Genomic DNA, 19897 nt, shown 5'->3' on the forward strand with positions numbered 1-19897 from the left:
GCCAAAAAAGAAAGTTTTAATGCCAATTGGTCTATGGTGGAGGAGTCCTCTTTGATGACGTGCTAGTATGCTTTTAAGAAATAAAGGGGATTTAAATGTTCAGAATTATTGCTTTGCTGATAGTGGCTATTGGTCTAACGGCCTGCGCTAATAACGATAAAGTTGTGAGTAAGTGGGAAATTAACGATGTGTATAACTCGACCACGGTTAGCGTTAATCCAAGTAATGGCATGAAAACTTTCCAAGGGCCGCCCATCAACACAATGGACGCTGCTAATACCTATGAGATGTTTAGCTTAAGAGCTGAACAATCACAGCAAGGCGTCAAGACTTACCAACTTTGGGTAACACTAACTTACTTCTCACCTTGGCGCTATTACGAATCTGCAAACTTACTGAATAAACCTGCAAGTACTTTTAATGTTGTTGCGCGGGAGGCTGGTGCATGTGAGCCACAGGGATGTATTTTCAAAGAGTCAATGACTATTCAGATGACCGATGCTTTTCTGCGCGAACGCATGGACAAGGGATTCCAAGTGACGATATCTTCAAAGACTGGGGTATCCAGTGATTTGTTTGTTCCTGCTCAGTATCTACAGGGTTACTTGAAGGCTGTTGACGGCCCCAGAAATTAGTACTGCAATCCAATTGGCCACCTAAGGGTGGCTTTTTAATACCCTAAAAAGCAAAAAGCCCTTAAAGATTAAGGGCTTAGTACGTAATTCTTGGTTGCGGGGGCAGGATTTGAACCTACGACCTTCGGGTTATGAGCCCGACGAGCTGCCAGACTGCTCCACCCCGCGTCTGAGTCTTAGATTCTAGCATTTTTTGGGCGTCCCTGTCGAGCTATTCCTCCAAAAGAAGCATATAAGAGCGGTTTTTTCTCATAAATTCGAAATTAACGAGTCTTCCAGAAGGAGTAACATACTGCCACGCGTTATGTTGAATATTTGGCCTATAAAAAGGATGATTCATGTCAGTTAGCAATCCCGAATTTTCTCACTCAGAAATATTGCGGCCTGTTCAAATCCAAGGCTCAGATCATCACCAAAAGGGTGGTTTGACTACTTTAGCTCTTGGCGCAATTGGGGTTGTGTTTGGCGATATTGGTACAAGCCCACTCTACGCGTTAAAAGTTTGCTTCGACCCTACCAACGGTATACCCATGACACCAGAGTCTATTTTTGGTGTGATTTCGATGATCTTCTGGTCTTTTGTTATGGTGGTATCGCTAAAGTATTTATTGTTTGTCATGCGCGCAAATAACCATGGCGAGGGAGGCATTCTGTCTCTGATGGCGCTTGCTTTGCGTACAGCTAAAACCAACTCAAAGCGATCCGTTGTCATCATGATTGTGGGTGTTTTAGGGGCTTGCCTCTTTTATGGCGATGCGGTCATTACACCGGCAATTTCAGTTTTATCAGCCATTGAAGGTACTACCGTTGTATCAGATAGCTTCATACCTTACGTATTGCCAATCACCATTGGGATTTTATTGCTCTTATTTCTATTGGAGAAAAAGGGTACCTCAGTAGTCGGTGCATTATTTGGGCCGGTCATGTTAGTTTGGTTTGGCTCCTTAGCGGTCATGGGTTTTTATCAGATTCAGGATGCACCAGAAATCATTAATGCTTTAAATCCAATATACGCTTTTAGATTTATGATCCAGGACGCTGGGATTGCCTTTGCAGTGACTGGTTCAATCTTTTTGGTGCTCACTGGTGCAGAGGCTTTGTATGCTGACATGGGTCATTTTGGCATACGCCCGATTAAGTTTGCTTGGTTTTTACTGGTGATGCCCTGCCTTTTAATTAACTACTTTGGGCAGGGTGCGATGCTGCTAACCCAACCTGAAACCGTTTCAAATCCATTCTTTTTGATGGTCCCAGAGTCTTATACATTTGCTTTGGTTGTGCTTGCAACTTTGGCTACTGTAATTGCTTCACAGGCTTGTATTTCTGGAGCCTACTCAATGACGAGCGAAGCTATTTTGCTTGGCTTCTTGCCACGCATGAAAATTGCGTTTACTTCAGATAAAGAAAAGGGGCAGATCTATGTTCCTTTCATCAACTGGATACTATGTTTTGTTGTGATTGGAATTGTCTTGGCATTCAAGAAGTCTGAGAACCTAGCAAATGCCTATGGTGTTGCAGTTTCTACAACCATGCTATTAACAACCCTGCTAGCTGCAGTAGTCATGAAGGCATTGTGGAAGTGGAATGCTTTCTTAGTGGCCATCATCATTAGCTGCTTTTTGATTATCGACATCGGATTCTTCACTGCCAATCTCGTGAAGTTATTCGAGGGCGGTTGGTTCCCCGTAGTCATTGCATCGATCTGCTTTTTACTCATGATGACTTGGTATCAAGGCCGTCAAATTGTGCGTAAACGTGTTCTGGATGAAGGTATTCGGCTAGATACTTTTATCACCAGCTTGTTGCAGAATCCACCACATCGTGTGGAAGGCACTGCTATCTTTTTAACTGCTCACGTCGATTATTTGCCGGTCTCCTTTCTTCATAATCTCAAACATAACCATGTCCTGCATGATCGCGTCTTTTTCTTAAAATGCAGCATTTGGGATGTACCCTATGTCAGTGACGACCAGCGACTGACGATCAAAGAGCTTGGCCCCAATATTTATGTAGTGCGCGCAGTTTATGGATTTAAAGAAACTCCAGATAGCAATCAAATTTTGGCTTTGCTCGAGAGTCAGTTTGGCCTGAAATTTGATTTGATGAACACATCATTTTTTCTCTCGCGAGACACTATTGTTCCGACTACATTACCGGGTATGGCGATGTGGCGCGAGCGCATATTTGCTTGGATGTACCAAAATGCTGGTCGCCAATCTGACTTCTTTAAGATTCCTGCAAATCGTCTAGTTGAATTGGGCGCAAAGGTGGAAATTTGAGAAGTTTGCTCATGCGCTCAAAAGTATTCCTTGGAATTTTTTTGGTAGCTTGTTCGCTTAGTAGTCTAGTCTTGGCGACTCCCGCAGAAGAGGCTGAGCTTGAGCAGCTCGATAAGATTGAGCAGGAGCTAGAGCTACAACGAGATTGGGCCAAATATCGTTGGGGTAAAGCCTCTTCCGAGTGCTATCAAAACTACTGGGTGAATTCCTGTATTAGAGATGCTCGCGCGCAATATCGCAAAGAGATTGATCCGATTACAGAACAAGAAATTGCTTTGCATGAGGTTCAGCGCAAACTGCGTAAAAGCCTAAAGGATCAGGATGATATTAAGCGTGCTGCAGAGCGTGCTTCTCCTGAAAAAGCTGCTGAGCGCGCTGATAATCAAAAAGAGTTTGAAGAGAAGCAAAAAGCAGCCGCGCAAAGGGCTGCTGATCTAGAGCAGCGCCGTAAAGATGCTCCAAAGCGCGCTCAAGAAAATAAAGCCGGCACACAACTCGACTAGGTAAATTTTGGCTAAAGTTAAAACGGTTTATGTCTGCCAGTCATGTGGCGGGACTTCTGCGAAGTGGTCGGGTCAATGCCCATCTTGTCAGGCCTGGAATACGATGGAGGAGGGCTTACCCGAGACCACCTCGAATGCTCGCTTTCAGGGCTTGGCACAATCACTACCAAGACAAAAGCTTTCTGCTATTGCAGCTGAAGATCTACCAAGATTTAGTACGGGCGTAGAAGAGTTCGATCGTGTTTTAGGTGGTGGACTTGTTCCAGGTGGTGTTGTGCTTTTAGGCGGTGACCCTGGTATTGGCAAGTCGACACTCTTATTGCAAGCTTTGGCCGAAATGAGTGCATCTGGTATGAATGTGCTCTATAGCAGCGGTGAAGAATCTGCAGCGCAAATTGCATTGCGGGCTAAACGTATTGCTTTGGATGCGCCTCAATTAGAGGTCTTAGCAGAAATTCAGTTAGAAAAACTGATCTCAATCATGGATACCGTCAAACCACAGGTATTGGTGGTGGACTCTATTCAAACTTTATATTCAGAAGTGCTCAGTTCGGCTCCTGGCTCTGTGGCGCAAGTACGGGAGTGCGCTGCGCAGTTAACCAGGGCAGCAAAATCGAGTGGCATTTGCGTATTGATGGTGGGCCATGTGACGAAAGACGGCCACCTTGCAGGCCCCAGAGTTCTGGAGCACATCGTGGATACGGTTTTGTATTTTGAGGGCGATACGCATTCCTCGTTTCGATTGGTGCGTTCAATCAAGAATCGTTTCGGGGCCGTGAATGAATTAGGTGTTTTCGCCATGACTGAAAAAGGTCTGCGTGGCGTCACTAATCCTTCTGCAATTTTCTTATCGCAACATGAACAAATGGTGCCAGGAGCTTGCGTCTTAGTAACGCAAGAGGGCAGTAGACCGTTATTGGTTGAAATTCAGGCATTGGTTGATACCGCGCATGTTCCTAATCCACGGCGCTTGGCTGTTGGCTTAGAGCAAGCCCGCCTTGCTATGCTCTTGGCCGTCTTGCATCGCCATGCAGGTATCGCATGTTTTGATCAGGATGTTTTCTTAAACGCGGTGGGTGGAGTAAAAATTTCTGAGCCCGCGGCTGACCTAGCAGTGCTCTTGGCGATCCAGTCATCGATTCGCAATAAGGCTCTGCCCAAAGAGCTGATCGTCTTTGGTGAGGTGGGTTTGGCTGGCGAAATCCGTCCATGCCCACGGGGTCAAGAACGTCTTAAAGAGGCTGCCAAACTGGGTTTTACTGTCGCCATTATTCCCAAGGCCAATATGCCTAAGACGAAGATTCCAGGCTTAAAAGTAATACCAGTAGAGCGGATTGATCAAGCGATAGCAGCAGCAGCTGAACTCAGTTAATTTATTAACGTAGGTCTTCTGCTTGTATGAGGAGTACTTGCTCTTCTCCAGCGGAAACCTCCATCCAAATTGCTGGAATTTGTGGGAAGGCTTTCTTAAAGTTCTCATACTCATTGCCAATTTCTAGCAGGATGGCACCGCGCTCAGATAAGTAATCTGGCGCATGAGCGATGATTCTTCTGATTAAATCCATGCCATCTTCACCACCCGCTAAAGCCAAGGCAGGCTCGGCGTGATACTCAGCGGGAAGTACGCTCATTGAATTTGCATTCACATAAGGGGGATTGCAAATAATGAGGTCGAACAGGTTATCTTCATTGGGCTCTGGCAATGCATCCCATAAGTCACCATTGAGTAGTTCGATTTGAGAATTCAAACTATGACGATCAACATTACGAGCTGCCACCGAAAGTGCCGGCATGCTGATGTCACAAGCGCTCACCCGAATATCAGGGCAGGAGAGAGCTAATAAAATAGCTAATGAACCATTGCCAGTACAAAGGTCTAAAGCTTTACCATCTGCTGGTAACCAAGGCTCTAATGAGCCATCTGCAATGAGTTCGGCAATCCATGAACGAGGAACAATACTTTGTTCGCTACAGAAAAATGGCACACCCATCAGCCATGCTTCACCTAGGATGTAGGCCAGAGGTTTGCGGGTGGAGATTCTTTCGTTGGCAACTGCAAAGGCTTTTTTATACTGCTCATCTGAGATGGAATCTCCAAGGTGATCCAGGGTCTCTGCAGGACTTAAATGAATTTGCTTGCTGGTAATCCATAAAGCTTCGCTATGGGCATCAATCGCGCCATGCCCATAATGCAAGTTTGCTGCTGCTAGTTTTTGAGAGATTAGCTCAATACACTGATTGACTGTAAGGGGTGGTTGAGGCTCAGGGTCCATGATAGGCTATCTTAGATTAGGCAATAAGCTGCTCAAGAGTCTTGCGATAAATATTCTTTAGCGGCTCAACATCATCAACATTGACGCACTCATCAATTTTATGACTCGTCGCATTGATAGGCCCGAATTCCACTACCTCTTTGCAGATCTTGGCAATAAAGCGGCCATCGCTAGTCCCGCCAGTTGTTGATAACTCAGTCTCAATATTTGTTTCTGCTTTGATAGCTTGGCGTAAGGCGCCTGCTAGGTCGCCATCACCAGTAATAAATGGACTGCCACCCAAGACCCAATCAATCTCAAAATCAATGCCAGCATTGCTTAAGATCTTTTCTAGGCGCTCGCGCAATTGTTCTGGCTTGCTCTCAGTGGAAAAGCGGAAATTAAAATCAATGACTAGCTCGCCAGGAATGACGTTGTTTGCACCAGTACCTGCGTGGATATTGGAAATCTGAAAACTGGTCGGCTGGAAGTATTGATTCCCTTTATCCCACTCTGTTTCTACCAGGGCTGCAATTGCTGGTGCAGAAAGATGAATGGGGTTTTGACCTAAGTGAGGGTAGGCGATATGCGCTTGTATGCCTTTTACCCTGAGCTTGCCTGATAAAGAACCACGACGACCATTTTTAATCATGTCGCCTAGTTGGTCGACTGAAGTAGGTTCACCAATGACGCAATAATCTAAGCGCTGACCGTGCTTTTGTAAGCGTTCACACATGATGACTGTGCCATCGTTCGCTGGCCCCTCTTCATCGCTGGTGATTAGAAAAGCGATCGAGCCTTGATGATCGGGATGGGTAGTAACAAACTCCTCAGTTGCAACAACAAAGCCCGCCAAGGAAGTTTTCATATCCGCAGCGCCACGACCATAGAGCATGCCATCACGAATAGTTGGCGTGAAGGGATTGCTAGTCCATTTTTCGAGGGGGCCAGTAGGGACCACATCGGTATGGCCAGCAAACATCAAGACCTTGCCTTGATCGCCCGCTTTACCTTTTTTGATTGCCCACAGATTAGTTACCTGAAAGTTATCGGGACCACTCACAACACTTTCTGTATGAAAGCCAGCTGCTTGCAATCGTTTAGCAATCAATTCTTGGCATCCACCATCAGCTGGCGTAACGGAATGGCAGGCAATGAGAGCTTCGGCTAGCTCAAGGGCGGCACTCATAAAATTTAGTCGCGCAGTAATTCGTTAATAGCTGTCTTTGCTCTGGTTTGAGCATCCACTTTTTTAACGATGATGGCTGCATATAGACTGTACTTTCCGCAGGCTGAAGGAAGCGAGCCAGGAACTACCACTGAGCCAGCAGGAACGCGACCGTAATGCACTTCACCAGTTTCGCGATCGTAAATTTTGGTGCTTTGGCCAATGTAGACGCCCATAGAGAGCACAGCATTCTCTTCAATGACAACACCTTCAACCACTTCGGAGCGGGCACCAATAAAGCAGTTATCTTCGATGATTACCGGGCCGGCTTGGATTGGCTCCAAAACACCGCCAATGCCAACACCACCGGAAAGATGAACATTTTTGCCGATCTGGGCACAAGAACCGACTGTTGCCCAAGTGTCGACCATGGTGCCTTCACCTACATAAGCACCAATATTGACGTAAGAAGGCATGAGCACGGCGTTTTTGCCAATGAATGAGCCACGGCGTGCCATAGCAGGGGGTACAACGCGAAAACCGCCAGCAGCAAAATCGGCAGCCGTGTAGTTCTGGAACTTACTAGGAACTTTGTCATAAAACTGGGTATAGCCACCAGCGCCCATCGGAACGTTATCTTCTAGGCGGAAAGACAGTAAAACTGCTTTCTTAACCCACTGGTTTACTTCCCACTTGCCCACGTCACGACGTTCAGCAACCCGAATGGTGCCTGAATTGAGGCCTTCCAAGACGGCATTAACTGCGCCGCGGACATCGCTAGGAGCGCTGTCTGGAGAGAGGTTTGCGCGGTTTTCCCAGGCTTGTTCGATGATGCTTTGTGGTGATTGGCTCATGCTTTTCAGTTAACTATCAGATTGTTAAGGGATTTTGTCCCCAAAGGTAGATTTATCATTATATAGATGGGGCAAAAACACGTCTGAGTAGCCCCAAGCTTGCTATCATCTTCCCACTTTAGTGTGAATTTTGACCCCTTTATCTAACCCTCCTTTCCTCCTGAAAATACGCCGTGCAACTGAAATCCATCAAACTTTCCGGCTTTAAGTCTTTTGTTGACCCAACCCATTTTGAAATGCCTGGCCAATTAATTGGTGTTGTAGGCCCTAACGGTTGCGGAAAGTCGAACATTATTGATGCTGTTCGTTGGGTTTTGGGTGAGTCGCGCGCAAGTGAATTACGCGGTGAATCAATGCAGGATGTCATTTTTAATGGTTCTGGTTTGCGCAAGCCTTCTGGTAGAGCTAGCGTAGAACTCATTTTTGATAACACAGAAGGACGCGCACAGGGTCAGTGGAGTGCTTTTACAGAATTAGGCATCAAACGTGTATTAACGCGTGATGGTAATTCTAGTTACTACGTCAATAACCAAGTTGTACGTCGTAAAGATATTCAAGATATTTTCTTGGGCACTGGAATGGGTCCAAGGGGTTACGCCATTATTGGCCAAGGCACGATCAATCGTATCTTGGAATCGAAGCCAGAAGAGTTGCGTGTTTTCTTGGAGGAGGCTGCTGGTGTTTCCAAATATAAAGAGCGTCGCAAAGAAACTGCTTCACGTTTAGAAGACACTGTAGAAAACTTAACTCGTGTTGAAGATATCTTGCGAGAGCTAGATCAACAGTTAACACGCTTGGAGAAGCAAGCTACCGTTGCTGAGCGCCATGCTGAACTTTCTGCCCAAATGAAATCGCAACAACAGCTGTTGTGGTTCGTTCGTCAGACTGAAGCCGGTAAAGAGCAAGAGCGCCATGCTAATGGCATTCGTGATACACAAGTGAATTTAGAAGAGCAAACTGCTAAATTGCGCCATGCCGAAGCTGAGTTAGAAACTATGCGTACCCAACAGTACGCTCTGCAAGATAAAGTTTCCCAAGCACAAGGTGATTTGTATCAAACGAACTCTGATGTGAGTCAGGTTGAATCTCAGATTCATTATGTTCAAGAGGCGCGTCAGCGTTTGCAACAGCAGACACAAGATTTACAGGCGCAATTACAACGCTGGACCGTGCAAGAAACAGATGCTGCTCAAGCGCAACGCACAACTGAACATGAGTTATCAATAGCAGCTGATAAAGAGCAAAGCTTATTAGCTGATTTAAGCGGCTTGCAAGAAAAAATGCCAAGCCTTGAAGAGGCTTATCAAACATCTGCACGTGAACTCAATAGCGCGCGTGATGCTTTGGCTGCAATTGAGCAACGCCTTGCAAGTTTGGGCGAGCGTATGCGCGCCATGTCCGCACAAGCAGATGAATTGAAGGGTCGTGAGACCCGTCTTACCAGTGAATTAGAGGGTATGCGTAGACCCGATGCTCAGGCCCTGCAAATGGCAATTGATCGTCAGGCAATGGCTGCGCGTAAAGTAGATGAGGCAAAGCAGCGTGCTGGTGAAACCCAGCTACGTGTGCCAGCAGCCGATGAGGCGCGAAACGCGGCTCAACAACAGATTCAGATTGCAAACCAAGAATTGGCCCAAACTGAGGCAAAGCTCACGGCCCTAACGACCCTACAGGCGAGCGTACAAGCGCAAGGCAAGATTGGTCCTTGGTTAGAAAGTAAGGGCCTCAAGGAAAGCAAGCGTCTCTGGCAAGAGCTCAAAGTGGAGAGTGGCTGGGAAGCCGCCTTGGAATCTGTATTGCGTGAGCGTTTGGCTGCAGTGACTGCAAAAAGTGTTCAAGAAACTTTGGACTTGGCAAATGATGCTCCTCCGAGCCGTTTGGCAATTTTGCTTACTGAAGACATTACTCCTGCACATACGGCAGTACCGGCAGATTTCACACCATTACTCACTCGCGTACAAAGTGCAGGCCCTGCACGCTTGACCTCTGTGCTGCAAGAATGGTTAGACAATATCTATATATCGAGCAGCCTCGAAGATGCTCTGCATCGCCGTGAAAAATTACCTGCTGGTGGTGCCTTTGTAACCCAACAAGGCCATTTAGTAAGTCGCGTGAGCGTCCAGCTGTATGCTGCTGATTCTGAGCAAGCGGGTATGTTGGCTCGTGCTCAAGAGATGGAGAGTCTTGAAAAGCAATTGCGCGCACAACAACTCATGCAAAGCGAGCTCAAGGGCGAGTTAGATCAGTGCGTAGCAAATTACCAGGCTGCACATCAGGCTGCTGAGCAAGCTCGTATAAATGCAGAGCATGCTGTTCAAGAGGCGCATGGCTTTGAAGTGGAAAGAATGCAGTTGACTCAGGCGGAAGAGCGGTACAGTCAACGTGCTGCACAAATTCAGAATGAGTTGCTTGAGTTACGTCAGCAAATGACTCAAACCAGTGCAAATCAAGAGCAATCAGCTTCAGACTTGACCCAAGCAGAAGAATCTAAGCAAGGTCTCCAAGAAAGCCTGCAAGCTGCTCAAGCAAAGCTTGAGAACTCTACGCACGAGCGCGATCGTTTACGTGAATCGCTACGCGTAGCAGAAATGGCTGCCCAAGAAGCGGCGTTTGCTACCCGCTCCTTGCAGCAACGGATTGCAGACTTACAACGTGATCAAAGTACGGCTCGTACTCAGATCATGGAGATCCAAGATAAGCATGACTTAGCTACCCAAGAGCTAGCAAGTTTGAGTGACGAAGAGGCACAAGATAAATTACAAGGTTTATTGTTAGCGCGCAGTGCACGTGAAGCGGCTCTGGCTAATGCGCGCACGGAACAAGATGCTTTGTTGCATCAGTTGCGTGAGGCTGATGAAGCTCGGATGCAGATTGAACGTGGCTTACAACCTATGCGTGACAAAGTAGTGGATTTGCAATTGCGTGAACAAGCTGCACGTTTGAACTTTGAGCAATTTGCAACCTTGCTAGCAGACGCAGAGGCTGACTTAACTGCCCTTGAGGCGAGTTTTAGCACTGATCTAAAAGTAGGGGCTTTGCAAACTGAAGTGAATCGTCTCAATACTGAGATTCAGTCACTAGGGCCAGTCAATATGGCTGCGCTTGATGAGTTGGCAAGTTCACGTGAGCGTAAACAGTTCTTAGATGCGCAATCCGCTGACTTAAATGAAGCAATGCAAACGTTGACTGACGCGATTGCAAAGATTGATGCTGAGACACGTGATTTACTGCAGGGAACCTTTGATCAGGTTAATAGTCATTTCGGAAAACTCTTCCCTGAATTATTTGGCGGTGGTCATGCTGAATTAGTAATGACAGGCGAAGAGATTTTGGATTCAGGCGTGCAAGTCATGGCGCAACCTCCTGGTAAGAAAAATAGCTCAATCTACTTGCTCTCAGGTGGTGAGAAAGCCTTGACTGCGATTGCGCTGGTCTTCTCGCTCTTCCTTTTGAATCCAGCCCCATTCTGCTTACTTGATGAGGTGGATGCGCCATTGGATGATGCAAATACCTTGCGCTATGCTCAGCTAGTAGCCAAAATGTCAGATAAGACACAGTTTTTGTTTATCTCACATAACAAGATCACTATGGAAATTGCCCATCAACTGATTGGTGTCACCATGCAAGAGCAGGGTGTTTCCAGAATTGTGGCAGTAGATATCGCATCTGCTGTATCGATGGTGGAGGCCGCCTAAGTGTACGTAGAACAAATCATGACGATGCTGGGCTTGTCTGATTTGCAATTCGCTTTGGCTGCAATTGGACTACTCCTTTTGATATTAGTAGCGGCTCTGAATTTTAAATACGCCCGCGCACGTCGCAAAGCAAGAGAGCAAGATCAGTTAATTGATGATCGCTTTGGTCGTGAGCCCAGTTTTGCTTCTGGTTTTGCAGATCCCAATGTAGAGCGGGCTGAACCAAGCTTCAGTATTCCTGCGCCAGTAGCTCTTGAATTAGTAGCTTTTACTATTGATCCTCGAATTGATTGCGTGATCACACTGCGTTTCGACGAAGCTATTGCTGGCGCAGATATTTTGGCTGAACTAGATGATTGGTCTGATTTACAAGGGCAAAATAATGCTAGATGGATATGTGAAGGATTAAATGCAGACCAAGACTCTGCAGAAGACTGGGAAGCACTCAAGCCTGAAGCTTCTTATTCAGAGTTGCAGCTTGCGATTCAATTAGCGAGCCGTCGTGGCGCCATTGGCGTCTTGGAGTTATCTGATTTTTGTTCTCGTGCCCAGGCGCTTGCTGATACCCTAGGCTCTCAAATAGATATGCCAAGTGTGAATGCGATGCTTGAGAGTGCTAAAGAGCTTGATGTGATGGCGGCAGACAGTGATATTCAATTGAGCATTAATGTGCAGTTCGATGAGCCTTGCCCATGGGGCAATTTCGATGCTCTCATGCGCCAGCGCGGCTTTAAATTAGCTCGCAACGGTAGACAATATGAGTTTTATAGTAATGGCGTTCCCATCTTTAATAGCGCTGATTTAGATCCAAACAAGCCAGTCTCGCAGTTAACCTTATTACTAGAAGTTCCCTTGGTGTCGCAAGATGAGCGCGCCTTTGAAAGAATGTTAGGCGAAGGCTTTGAAATTTCTCAGGCTGCCCATGGCCGCTTGGTTGATGACAACGGTATTAATTTAAGTGAAGCTGCGGTCATGAGTATTCGTCAGCATCTCGATGTGCTCTATGCCAATCTTGAGAAGTCCGGCGTTCCGGCTGGATCTTCAGCAGCTAGTAGACTCTTTAGCTAGGAATTACCTTGTCGACCAATAGTCCGACAAATTTAGCGGGGCGTTACGCATTCTTGCAGGAAGAGCTAGCCCGCTTAGAACATGCTTACTACGTTCTCGATAATCCTTTACTACCTGATATTGAATACGATCGACTCTATCGCGAGCTGTTAGAGATTGAGGCTACTTATCCAGAGTGGGTTACACCAGAGTCTCTTTCACAAAGAGTTGGGGGTGCCGCATTAAAAGAGTTTGATTCAGTGACTCATGAAGTGCCGATGCTCTCGCTCAATAATGCTTTTGAAGAGGCTGAGTTGATTGCCTTTGATCGTCGCTGTAGAGAAGGTTTGCATCTCGATCACGTCGCTTATGCAGGCGAACTAAAGTTTGATGGCTTAGCCATCTCCTTGCGTTATGAAAATGGCTCCTTAGTCACTGCAGCAACACGAGGCGATGGCGCCAGCGGTGAGGATGTCACTGCCAACATTAAAACGATTCGGGCCATCCCACTAAAACTAACTGGGAACAATATCCCTAAGGTGTTGGAGGTTCGTGGCGAAGTCTTTATGTATCTCAAAGACTTCGAGAAAATGAATCGACAGGCAGCTGAATTGGGCGAGAAAGAATTTGCCAATCCTCGCAATGCTGCAGCAGGTAGTTTGCGCCAGCTAGATTCTAAAATTACTGCAAAAAGACCGCTATCTTTCTTTGCATATGGCCTAGGCGCACTAGAGCCTCAATCCTGGCTGCCTAAAACCCATGAAGAATTACTGAACGCTTATGTGGAATTAGGCTTGCCAGTATGTTCTGAGCGAAGAGTGCTTCACTCAGTAGAAGAGATTCTTGCCTTCTATAACGAAATTGGCGCCAAACGCGATTCTTTACCCTATGACATTGATGGTGTTGTTTATAAGGTCAACTCCTTTGCTGAGCAAGCCAAGCTTGGCTTTGTATCAAGAGCCCCACGTTTTGCGTTAGCACACAAATATCCAGCGCAAGAAGCGCTCACCACTGTTCTGGGAATTGATGTGCAAGTAGGGCGTACAGGAGCAATTACTCCGGTCGCTCGATTGGCCCCAGTTGAAGTGGGTGGTGTGACGGTTACTAATGCCACACTTCACAATGAAGACGAAGTGAAGCGCAAAGATGTCAGAATTGGCGATACCGTATCCGTGCGTAGGGCTGGGGATGTGATTCCTGAAGTGGTTTCAGTGATTAAGGATCGTCGCCCAGCCGATGCAACAGAATTTGTAATGCCCACAAACTGTCCAGTATGTGACTCTCATATTGAGCGACTGGCGGATGAGGCAGTAGCGCGCTGCAGCGGTGGTTTATTTTGTGGTGCACAGCGCAAACAAGCCCTAATCCATTTCGCCCATAGAAGAGCGCTGGATATCGAAGGTCTAGGTGAGAAAATTGTCGATCAATTGGTCGATCATAATTTAGTTAGAACTCCAGCAGATCTCTATAAATTAGGCTTCACAGCTTTAGCCAACCTAGAGCGCATGGGCGAGAAGTCGGCTGACAACCTCATCCAAGCAATTAACCAATCCAGAAACACAACCCTAGCCAGATTTATCTTTGCCCTGGGGATTCGTCATGTGGGCGAGACCACCGCCAAGGATTTAGCAAATCATTACCAGTCGATGCATGCATTGATGGATGCCAATCTCGAAGACCTACTCACAGTAAAAGATGTTGGCCCTGTCGTTGCTGATTCGATTACCAGCTTTATGCAAGAGGCTCATAACCGAGAGGTCATTGAGCAACTACTTGCATCAGGAATGCAGCTTGCTGTAGAAGAAAAAGTCATAAGCGCGGCAGTAGCAGGCAAAACTTTTGTTCTCACTGGCACTTTCCCAACGATGACCCGTGATGAGGCAAAAGATCTCTTGGAAAAAGCAGGCGCTAAAGTAGCTGGCTCAGTCTCAAAGAAAACGGACTATGTTGTTGCTGGAGCTGATGCCGGTAGCAAGCTCACTAAAGCAGAGGAATTGGGCGTGCCCGTGATTGATGAAGTGGCCATGCTGGAGCTGCTGAAGTAATTCTATTAAGCCCCCAAGGCTTCGAGCAACTCTGTTTCTAATTGAATTTGGAGTTTGGGGTTCTTGCCAAGATTGGCAGCATCAAGCAGCAAGATATCCTCAACTCGCTCTCCCAGAGTATTGATTCTGGCGGTATGAATGGATACCTGGTGCTTAGCCAATACTCTAGAGATGGTGTAAAGCAAGCCAGTCCGATCGCTTGCAGATAACGCTAGCGTGTAGTACCTACCACGGTCATCGGGAACCATATGTACTCGGGGTTGTATCGGAAAGGTGCGGGATTGTCTGGACAGTCTGCCCATGCTGGGGTTTGGCAAAGGCTCACTCTTACTTAAAGCTTGCGTTAATTCAAACTCCACTAGTTGAATGAGATCACGATAGCTGCCACCCTCATCTACCAAATTACTGCCAGAGATTTGGAAACTATCTAAAGCGTAGCCATGGCGCGTTGTATGAATGCGTGCATCCCAAATCGAGAAACCATGTCTTTCAAAATAGGCGCAGATTCGCGCAAAGAGATCTTCTTGGTCTTTGACATAGACTGCAACTTGTAGTCCCTCACCAATTGGCGAGAGCCGAGCGCGCACAATGGGTTGCTCGCTGTTGACTTTGTTGTAAAGATGGCGAGTAAGCCACGCAATATCAGAAGAATCTTGTCTTAAGAAAAAAGCCACATCCAATTGCTTCCAAAAATCTTGATAAGAATCATCATTGATGCCATAGAGGCGCAATTTAGCTCGAGATTCTTCTTGATGCTGTGCTAATTCAGAAGAGGCATCCGGCTTTGCTCCGCCGAGCACTCTGAGGGTGGCACGATAGAGATCTTCTAAGAGTTTGCCTTTCCAGGCATTCCAAACTTTAGGGCTGGTACCACGAACGTCAGCTACTGTTAATAAGTAAAGGGCGGTGAGATGGCGCTCATCCCCCATCTTCTTTGCGAACGCCTTCACAACATCAGGATCAGTAATGTCTTGTTTCTGCGCTACTTGACTCATGTTGAGATGCTCAGCCACTAACCATACCAATAGCTCAGTATCTTTTTTATCTAGGCCATGCTCTTTAGCAAACTTGCGCATGTCGGCTTTGCCTAGTTGCGAGTGATCACCCCCGCGACCCTTGGCAATGTCATGAAATAGAGCGGCAATGACCAGGAGCCACGGTTTTTCAAAATGGGCAATGAGGCTGCTGCAAAATGGAAACTCATGCGTATGCTCAACCACCATGAAGCGTCGCACATTGCGGAGCACCATCAAGATATGTTGGTCAACTGTATAGATGTGAAAGAGATCATGCTGCATTTGCCCCACGATTCTTCTAAATGCTGGGAGATATCTACCTAAGACGCTGCTGCGATTCATGAGCTGAAAGGCCCGGCTGACGCCTTCGGGCTGCTTCAAGATTTCCATAATGAGAGCGCGGTTGATAGGGTCTTTACGCCAATGACCATCCATTTTCTGGCGCGCGTTATACAGGGCCCTAAAAATTGTTGCCGAGAGGCTCTTTACGTTTGAGGTTTGAGCAAATACCAAAAAAGTTCGCAAAATTTGTTCGGGGTGTTTTTGATAGAGCTGCGGATCTGTAATATCTAAGACACCCTGCCTCTCAATAAAGTGCTCGTTGCCTTCACCTGGAATGGAGTGGGTTGTTTTGGATTCTTGTGGGAAGAGCAGCGCTTCAATGTTCTGCAATAGAACATCATTTAATTGATTTACCGCTTTTGCAGCCCAGTAATAGCGTCGCATGATGGCTTCACTGGCTTGACGCGAAGACTCAGATTCAATCCCCATAACTTTTGCTAGAGAAGTTTGTAAGTCAAAAGCTAAAACATCCTGTCTACGCCCAGCCAACAAATGCAGATTTGCTCGTAAGGTCTCTAAGAAGCGTTGATTGCGATTCAGTTCGGTTAATTCGCGTTGAGTAATAAGGCCTGCTTGATTGAGGTCTTTGAAGGTATTTCCGAGTAGCGCAGCTTTACTTACCCAAGAGATCACCTGAAGGTCGCGCAAGCCGCCGGGGCTCTCTTTGCAATTAGGCTCAAGTGAGTAGGGCGTATTTTGGTACTTATAGTGACGCTGAATTTGTTCTGCGAGCTTCGCTTGAAAAAATGCTTTGGGATCCATTGCGGATTCAAAAGCGCTCGCAAATTCATTGAAGAGGGGTTTGTTGCCGCATAACAGGCGTGACTCAAGTAATGAGGTACGAACAGTAATGTCTTGCTCAGACTCAGAGATGCATTCACCCACAGTTCTCACGGATGAGCCAATCTCTAGGCCCGTGTCCCAACAACTTGCGACAAACTGCTCAACCTGTTTAGAGAGCGCAGCAGATTTTTTCTCATCTGCTGGAAGCAGAATCAAGATATCAATATCGGAGAATGGAAATAAGGCGCCCCTACCAAAACCACCAACGGCTATGAGGGATGCTTCGGTATTGAGGCCAACGCTATTCCATAAATGGATTAGCAATTGATCGCTGAGTTTGCAAAGCTGTTTGGTCAGTTTGCCAACAGCTTGTGTTCCTCGAAACTGGGTATAGGCAATTTCTCGAGCAGCACGCAGGCTTGCTGCATCGGTAATCTGCTGAGAATTGCCCATGGATTTATGCGCTGGCTAGAGAGGGTCTAAAAGTGAGCCCTTTGACACAGTCGGGTGGAGGATTGCTACCCTCCGACCAAGTGAGTACTTCAACACCATTTTGGGTCACCAAAAGAGTGTGTTCCCATTGCGCCGAGAGACTACGGTCTTTGGTTTTAACAGTCCACTGATCCGGCATGGTACGAATATCTCGTTTACCAGCATTGATCATCGGTTCGATGGTGAATGTCATGCCGGCAACCAATTTTTCGCCAGTACCCGGTTTGCCGTAGTGCAGAATTTGTGGATCTTGATGAAACACTTTGCCAATACCGTGGCCACAATATTCGCGGACCACAGAGTAACCAGCATTTTCTGCGTGCGTTTGAATGACGTGACCAATATCACCAAGTGATGCGCCAGGTTTTACTTGAGCTATGCCAAGCCACATACATTCAAAAGTAATTTGCGTGAGGCGCTTCGCCATGACTGAAGCCTCACCAACCATAAACATTCGACTGGTATCACCGTAGTAACCATCAGGTGTGATGACAGTGATATCCAAATTCACTACGTCACCACTCTTCAGAACTTTATCTCCCGGTATGCCATGACAAATGACATCGTTCACTGAGGTGCAGATCGATGCTGGGAAGGGTGGATAGCCTGGGGGCTGATAATTCAGCGGCGCAGGAATCGTCTTTTGGACATCACGCATGTATTCATGACAAATGCGATCTAGTTCGCCGGTAGTAATGCCAGTCTTCACGTGGGGTGCCACATGATCGAGAACTTCACTAGCTAAGCGGCCAGCTTCGCGCATCCCAAGAATGTCTTTTTCTGCTGTAAATACACTATTCATGCCTTGATTATCAACGACTTGGATAAATTCAGCAGATTGAAATTGCTTAAAAAATAGGCACCCATCCCTTTTTTAGGGCATTAAACAGGGTTGAGTAGGCTGCAGACTCATTTGTCGCCAGGGTTGGACTAGCTAGATCCTTGATATTTAAGCTATAATTTTGTTCTCGGGTCTAATTTTGGACTTGAAATCGCAAGTTGAGCCTTCCAGGGTGGCGCTTTTTAGCGCAGCTAGGACTCAACTTTAGAACCAACCCTTAGGAGAAGTTATGTCTGTAACCATGCGTCAAATGCTGGAAGCCGGTTGCCATTTTGGTCACCAAACGCGCTTCTGGTCCCCAAAGATGGCCCCATTTATTTTCGGTCATCGCAACAAAATCCACATCATCAACTTGGAAAAAACTTTGCCAATGTTTCAGGACGCCCTGAAATTTGCAAAACAAGTTGCTGCTAATCGTGGCACGATTTTATTCGTTGGCACTAAGCGCCAATCACGCGAGATTATTGCTGAAGAAGCTGCTCGTGCAGGCATGCCTTATATCGACAGCCGTTGGTTGGGCGGTACGCTCACCAATTTCAAAACTGTTAAAGGTTCCCTCAAGCGTTTGAAGGATATGGAAGTTGCCAAAGAAGCTGGCGACTGGGAAAAGCTTTCTAAGAAAGAAGCTTTGACGAATGATCGCGATCTCGACAAATTGCAAAAAGCACTTGGCGGTATCAAAGATTTGAACGGTGTTCCTGACGCCATTTTCGTAGTGGACGTTGGCTACCACAAGATTGCTATTACCGAGGCAAACAAGCTTGGTATTCCAGTGATCGCGGTGGTAGATACTAACCACTCACCAGAAGGTGTTGATTACATCATCCCTGGAAACGATGACTCCAGTAAGGCTGTAACCCTCTATGCGCGCGGTATTGCTGATGCAATCCTAGAAGGCAAAGCAAATTCTGTACAAGAAATCTTGACTGCTGTTAAAGAAGGCGAAGAAGAGTTTGTTGAAGAAGGGAAAGCTGAATAATGGCCGCTATTACCGCTGCAATGGTTGGCGAGTTACGCGCCAAAACTGATGCTCCGATGATGGAGTGTAAAAAAGCTTTGACTGAGGCTGATGGTGATATGGCTCGTGCAGAAGAAATTCTGCGTGTAAAGCTCGGTAGCAAGGCTGGTAAAGCAGCATCTCGTGTGACTGCTGAAGGTATTGTTGCTTCCTCTATTAACGGCACTACCGGTGCATTGCTTGAAGTGAACTGCGAGACTGACTTCGTTTCTAAGAACGATGATTTCTTGGCGTTTACAAATGAGTGTGCAAAGTTAATCGCTGAAAAGAATCCGGCGGACGTTGCTGCTTTATTAGCATTGCCCTTGAATGGTCAAACAGTTGATGAGGTTCGTAGCGCATTGATCGGTAAAATCGGCGAGAACATCATGCCACGTCGCTTCAAGCGTTTTGCTGGTAGCAATAAGTTGGTTTCTTATCTCCATGGCACCCGTATTGGTGTGATGGTTGAGTATGAAGGTGACGAGACTGCAGCAAAAGATGTGGCAATGCATATTGCTGCAATGAAGCCAGTAGCTTTGTCTACAGCTGATGTTCCTGCTGAATCGATTGCGATTGAGCGTAGCGTTGCTGTGCAAAAAGCTGCTGAATCTGGCAAACCACCAGAAATCGTTGAAAAAATGGTTGAAGGCTCCATTCAGAAGTACCTCAAAGAGGTTTCCTTGCTGAATCAGACCTTCGTCAAGAACGACAAGCAAACTGTTGAGCAAATGCTCAAAGCTGCCAATACAAACGTCAAGGGTTTCACGATGTTTGTTGTGGGTGAGGGCATTGAGAAGCGTCAAGACGACTTTGCAGCTGAAGTAGCTGCCCAAGTTGCCGCCGCCTCTAAAGCAACAGCGTAATACCCTGGCTTGGGGCTTGCCCCAGTAAGTCAGCAGTACCCAAAAGGGCATAGAAACGGGAGTTTCTATGCCCTTTTCTTTG

General features: G+C 46.7%; 14 protein-coding genes and 1 tRNA gene. 9 read left to right on the plus strand and 6 right to left on the minus strand.

All coding sequences use genetic code 11. The annotated features are described in order from the left end of the window. Positions 1–95 precede the first annotated feature (95 nt). Positions 96–635 (plus strand): hypothetical protein, encoded by a 540-nt coding sequence (locus C2757_RS02545; protein WP_215375736.1) that lies wholly within the window; start codon positions 96–98, stop codon positions 633–635. A gap of 91 nt (positions 636–726) precedes the next feature. Here the strand turns inward: C2757_RS02545 and C2757_RS02550 are convergent. Next, positions 727–803 (minus strand) — tRNA-Met (locus C2757_RS02550). 170 nt (positions 804–973) lie between these two features. On the opposite strand from C2757_RS02550, the gene C2757_RS02555 reads away from it, so the two are divergent. Genes C2757_RS02555 through radA form a run of 3 tightly spaced genes read left to right on the plus strand, consistent with a single transcriptional unit; the run spans position 974 to position 4789 of the window. Next, positions 974–2914, plus strand: a complete 1941-nt coding sequence (locus tag C2757_RS02555) for a potassium transporter Kup (RefSeq protein WP_215375739.1) — start codon at positions 974–976, stop codon at positions 2912–2914. A gap of 11 nt (positions 2915–2925) precedes the next feature. Next, the gene (locus C2757_RS02560; RefSeq protein ID WP_215375742.1) at positions 2926–3417 is read left to right on the plus strand and encodes a hypothetical protein; all 492 of its coding nucleotides are present in this window, start codon (positions 2926–2928) and stop codon (positions 3415–3417) included. A gap of 7 nt (positions 3418–3424) precedes the next feature. Continuing rightward, the gene (gene radA, locus C2757_RS02565) at positions 3425–4789 is read left to right on the plus strand and encodes a DNA repair protein RadA (protein WP_215375745.1); all 1365 of its coding nucleotides are present in this window, start codon (positions 3425–3427) and stop codon (positions 4787–4789) included. Positions 4790–4793: 4 nt separating this feature from the next. Here radA and prmB read toward each other — a convergent pair whose 3' ends face one another. Genes prmB through dapD form a run of 3 tightly spaced genes read right to left on the minus strand, consistent with a single transcriptional unit; the run spans position 4794 to position 7691 of the window. Next, positions 4794–5690, minus strand: coding sequence for a 50S ribosomal protein L3 N(5)-glutamine methyltransferase (gene prmB / locus C2757_RS02570; RefSeq protein WP_215375748.1), 897 nt, complete (start codon positions 5688–5690; stop codon positions 4794–4796). 16 nt (positions 5691–5706) lie between these two features. Further along, complete coding sequence (gene dapE / locus C2757_RS02575) at positions 5707–6858, minus strand: succinyl-diaminopimelate desuccinylase (protein WP_215375751.1); 1152 nt, start codon at positions 6856–6858, stop codon at positions 5707–5709. A 5-nt stretch (positions 6859–6863) separates the two neighbouring features. After that, positions 6864–7691, minus strand: a complete 828-nt coding sequence (dapD, locus tag C2757_RS02580) for a 2,3,4,5-tetrahydropyridine-2,6-dicarboxylate N-succinyltransferase (RefSeq protein WP_215375754.1) — start codon at positions 7689–7691, stop codon at positions 6864–6866. Positions 7692–7864: 173 nt separating this feature from the next. On the opposite strand from dapD, the gene smc reads away from it, so the two are divergent. The 3 genes from smc to ligA are packed head-to-tail and all read left to right on the plus strand — an operon-like array spanning position 7865 to position 14478. Next, entirely contained in the window at positions 7865–11386 is a 3522-nt protein-coding gene (gene smc / locus C2757_RS02585; protein ID WP_215375756.1) for a chromosome segregation protein SMC, read from the plus strand. Beyond that, positions 11387–12454, plus strand: a complete 1068-nt coding sequence (locus C2757_RS02590) for a cell division protein ZipA C-terminal FtsZ-binding domain-containing protein (RefSeq protein WP_251366776.1) — start codon at positions 11387–11389, stop codon at positions 12452–12454. Positions 12455–12462: 8 nt separating this feature from the next. Beyond that, positions 12463–14478, plus strand: coding sequence for an NAD-dependent DNA ligase LigA (gene ligA / locus C2757_RS02595; protein WP_215375759.1), 2016 nt, complete (start codon positions 12463–12465; stop codon positions 14476–14478). A 5-nt stretch (positions 14479–14483) separates the two neighbouring features. Here ligA and C2757_RS02600 read toward each other — a convergent pair whose 3' ends face one another. Both C2757_RS02600 and map read right to left on the minus strand, forming a co-directional pair. Then, a complete protein-coding gene (locus tag C2757_RS02600; protein WP_215375761.1) occupies positions 14484–17072 on the minus strand; it encodes a [protein-PII] uridylyltransferase in 2589 nt (862 codons plus the stop codon). 4 nt (positions 17073–17076) lie between these two features. Then, positions 17077–17913, minus strand: coding sequence for a type I methionyl aminopeptidase (gene map, locus C2757_RS02605; protein ID WP_215375764.1), 837 nt, complete (start codon positions 17911–17913; stop codon positions 17077–17079). A gap of 268 nt (positions 17914–18181) precedes the next feature. Between map and rpsB the strand changes: the two genes are divergently transcribed. Next, positions 18182–18931 carry a 30S ribosomal protein S2 gene (rpsB, locus tag C2757_RS02610; RefSeq protein WP_071467757.1) on the plus strand — a complete coding sequence of 250 codons (750 nt, stop codon included), beginning with the start codon at positions 18182–18184 and terminating at the stop codon, positions 18929–18931. Next, positions 18931–19815 (plus strand): translation elongation factor Ts, encoded by an 885-nt coding sequence (tsf, locus tag C2757_RS02615; RefSeq protein WP_215375767.1) that lies wholly within the window; start codon positions 18931–18933, stop codon positions 19813–19815. Before rpsB ends, tsf begins: the two co-directional genes overlap by 1 nt. Positions 19816–19897: the final 82 nt, after the last annotated feature.

Origin of the sequence: Polynucleobacter sp. MWH-Svant-W18, assembly GCF_018687495.1 — a bacterium.
Lineage (GTDB): Bacteria > Pseudomonadota > Gammaproteobacteria > Burkholderiales > Burkholderiaceae > Polynucleobacter.

Coding starts and splice junctions, on each gene's coding strand:
- C2757_RS02545 (WP_215375736.1), top strand. CDS start 96: ATGTTCAGAATTATTGCTTTGCTGATAGTGGCTATTGGTCTAACGGCC.
- C2757_RS02555 (WP_215375739.1), top strand. CDS start 974: ATGTCAGTTAGCAATCCCGAATTTTCTCACTCAGAAATATTGCGGCCT.
- C2757_RS02560 (WP_215375742.1), top strand. CDS start 2,926: ATGCGCTCAAAAGTATTCCTTGGAATTTTTTTGGTAGCTTGTTCGCTT.
- prmB (WP_215375748.1), bottom strand. CDS start 5,690: ATGGACCCTGAGCCTCAACCACCCCTTACAGTCAATCAGTGTATTGAG.
- dapE (WP_215375751.1), bottom strand. CDS start 6,858: ATGAGTGCCGCCCTTGAGCTAGCCGAAGCTCTCATTGCCTGCCATTCC.
- dapD (WP_215375754.1), bottom strand. CDS start 7,691: ATGAGCCAATCACCACAAAGCATCATCGAACAAGCCTGGGAAAACCGC.
- C2757_RS02600 (WP_215375761.1), bottom strand. CDS start 17,072: ATGGGCAATTCTCAGCAGATTACCGATGCAGCAAGCCTGCGTGCTGCT.
- map (WP_215375764.1), bottom strand. CDS start 17,913: ATGAATAGTGTATTTACAGCAGAAAAAGACATTCTTGGGATGCGCGAA.
- rpsB (WP_071467757.1), top strand. CDS start 18,182: ATGTCTGTAACCATGCGTCAAATGCTGGAAGCCGGTTGCCATTTTGGT.
- tsf (WP_215375767.1), top strand. CDS start 18,931: ATGGCCGCTATTACCGCTGCAATGGTTGGCGAGTTACGCGCCAAAACT.